Origin of the sequence: Cupriavidus sp. WS, assembly GCF_000395345.1 — a bacterium.
In the GTDB taxonomy this organism is placed as follows: Bacteria; Pseudomonadota; Gammaproteobacteria; order Burkholderiales; family Burkholderiaceae; genus Cupriavidus; species Cupriavidus basilensis_B.
Window position 1 is genome coordinate 1 of the sequence record NZ_AQPL01000391.1, and the last position, 2276, is coordinate 2276.

2 protein-coding genes are annotated in these 2276 nt (G+C 73.9%); both read right to left on the reverse strand.

Annotated features, from left to right (window positions below):
* Positions 1-26 precede the first annotated feature (26 nt).
* Positions 27-1349 (reverse strand): sigma-54 dependent transcriptional regulator, encoded by a 1323-nt coding sequence (locus tag K206_RS0127815; protein ID WP_020205649.1) that lies wholly within the window; start codon positions 1347-1349, stop codon positions 27-29.
* On the reverse strand, positions 1339-2276 hold a 938-nt coding region (locus K206_RS39510; protein WP_020205650.1), incomplete at its 5' end, for a sensor histidine kinase. The genes K206_RS0127815 and K206_RS39510, both read right to left, overlap by 11 nt.

Consider the following 2276-nt stretch of genomic DNA (forward strand, 5'->3'; position numbering starts at 1 on the left):
AGTCGGCGGGCGCGCCGCCGCGCGGCTCAGAGCCGGTACTTCTTCACCTTGTCGAACAAGGTGGTCTTGGCGATGCCGAGCGCCTCGCTGGCGCGGCTCAGGTTGCCGTCGTGGCGGCGCATGGCGTCGGCCACCAGCGCGCGCTCGAACTGCTCGACGGCCTGCGCCAGCGGCAGCGCGGCCGGCGCGGCGGTGCCCTGGCCCGGGTTGCAGCCCAGCCCGAGCACGTGGCGCTCGGCGAGGTTGCGCAGCTCGCGCACGTTGCCGGGCCATTGGTAGGCCATCAGCGCGGCCATCTCGGCGCGGCTCGCCGGCAGCGCCTCGCGCTCGAAGCGCAGCGCGGCCTGCGCCACGAAATGCTCGAACAGCGGCGGCACGTCCTCGCGGCGCTCGCGCAGCGGCGGCAGTTCCAGCGTGACCACGTTGAGCCGGTAATAAAGGTCGGCGCGGAACTGGCCGGCCTCCGACAGCGCCTTGAGGTCGGACTTGGTGGCCGCCACCACGCGCGTGTTGACCGGCACCGGGGTGTTGGAGCCGAGCCGCTCCACCACGCGCTCCTGCAGCACGCGCAGCAGCTTGATCTGCATCGGCATCGGCATGCTCTCGATCTCGTCGAGGAACAGCGTGCCGCCCTCGGCGTGCTCGATCTTGCCGATGCGCCGGCGCGCCGCGCCGGTGAAGGAACCGGCCTCGTGGCCGAAGATCTCGCTTTCGAACAGCTGCTCGGGCAGCCCGCCGCAGTTGATCGGCACGAAATGCCGCGCGTGGCGCGCGCTGGCTTCGTGCAGGCAGCGCGCCACCAGCTCCTTGCCGGTGCCGGTCTCGCCGTGGATCAGCACGTTGGCGGCGGTGTCGGCCAGGTCGGCGATCAGGCGGCGCAGCCGCTCGATGGCCGGCGAATGGCCGGTCAGGCGCGCCTCGAGCGTGTCGCGCCCGGCCAGCCTGCGGCGCAGGTCGGCCACCTCCAGCACCAGGCGGCGCTGCTCCAGCGCGCGCCGCGCCACCTCCACCAGCTGCTCGGGCGAGAACGGCTTCTCGAGGAAGTCGTAGGCGCCGTCCTTCATGGCCTGCACCGCCAGGCTGACGTCGCCGTGGCCGGTCACCATCACCACCGGCAGCGTGGCGTCGCGCGCGCGGAGCGCGCGCAGCAGCGCCATGCCGTCCATGCCGGGCAGGCGGATGTCGCTGACCACCACGCCGGCGAAGCCCGCGCCGGCTTCGCGCAGGGCCGCCTCGGCGCTGCCGGCCGCGCGCGTGGCGATGCCTTCGAGCCGCAGCGCCTGCTCGCAGCCCAGGCGCACGTCCGGGTCGTCCTCGACGATCAGTACGGTGAGCGGGCTAGTCGTCATGTGCGGTTTCCTTGCCAGGCTGGCCACCCGGGCAGCCCGGTCCGGCCCCGGGCCGCGCCAGCGGCAGCACCAGCGTGAAGCAGGCGCCGCCGTCGGGATGGTTGCTGGCGTCGAGGCTGCCGCCGAACTCGTCCAGGATGCCGGCCGACAGCGTCAGGCCCAGCCCCAGCCCCTGGCCGGCCGGCTTGGTGGTGAAGAACGGCTCGAACAGGCGCGCGAAGGCTTCCTGGGACAGGCCCGGGCCGTTGTCGCGGATGGTCAGGCGCAGCTTGTCGCCGGCCAGGTGGGCGCGGATCTCCAGCACCGGCGCGGCGGTGGCGGCCATCGCGTCGAGCGCGTTGCCGATCAGGTTGACCAGCACCTGCTCCAGGCGGTTGGGGTCGCAGGCCAGCACCAGGCCGGGCTCGAGCTGGCGGCGCAGTTCCGGGCGCATGGCCTGCAGGCGCGTGTCGAGCAGGAACAGCGCGTTGTCGAGCGCCTCGTCCAGCCGCGCGGTGCGCCCGCCCTGGCCGGGCTTGCGCGCGAACGACCGGAGCGCGCCGGTGATGCGGCCCATGCGCTCGACCAGGCCGATGATGGTGGCGAGGTTGGCCTGCGCGGTGGCATTGTCGCCGCGCGCAAGGAATTTCTGCGTGTTGCCGGAGAGCGTGCGCAGCGCCGCCAGCGGCTGGTTGAGCTCGTGGGCGATGCCGGTGGACATCTGCCCCACGGCGGCCAGCTTGCCGGCCTGCAGCAGGCCGTCCTGGGCCTGGCGCAGGGTGGCCTCGGCGCGGATGCGCTCGGCCACCTCGGCCTGCAGCTGCTGGTTGGCGGCCGACAGGTCGGCGGTGCGCTCGGCCACCTTGCGCTCCAGCTCGCTGTTGGCGGCCTCGAGCGCGGCGCGCGCGGCCAGCCGCTCGCCGGCGATGCGCCGGCGCACGTTCCAGG

What these genes read in the sequence shown, in the direction of transcription:
- K206_RS0127815 (WP_020205649.1), bottom strand. Translation starts at nt 1,349, where the DNA reads ATGACGACTAGCCCGCTCACCGTACTGATCGTCGAGGACGACCCGGAC.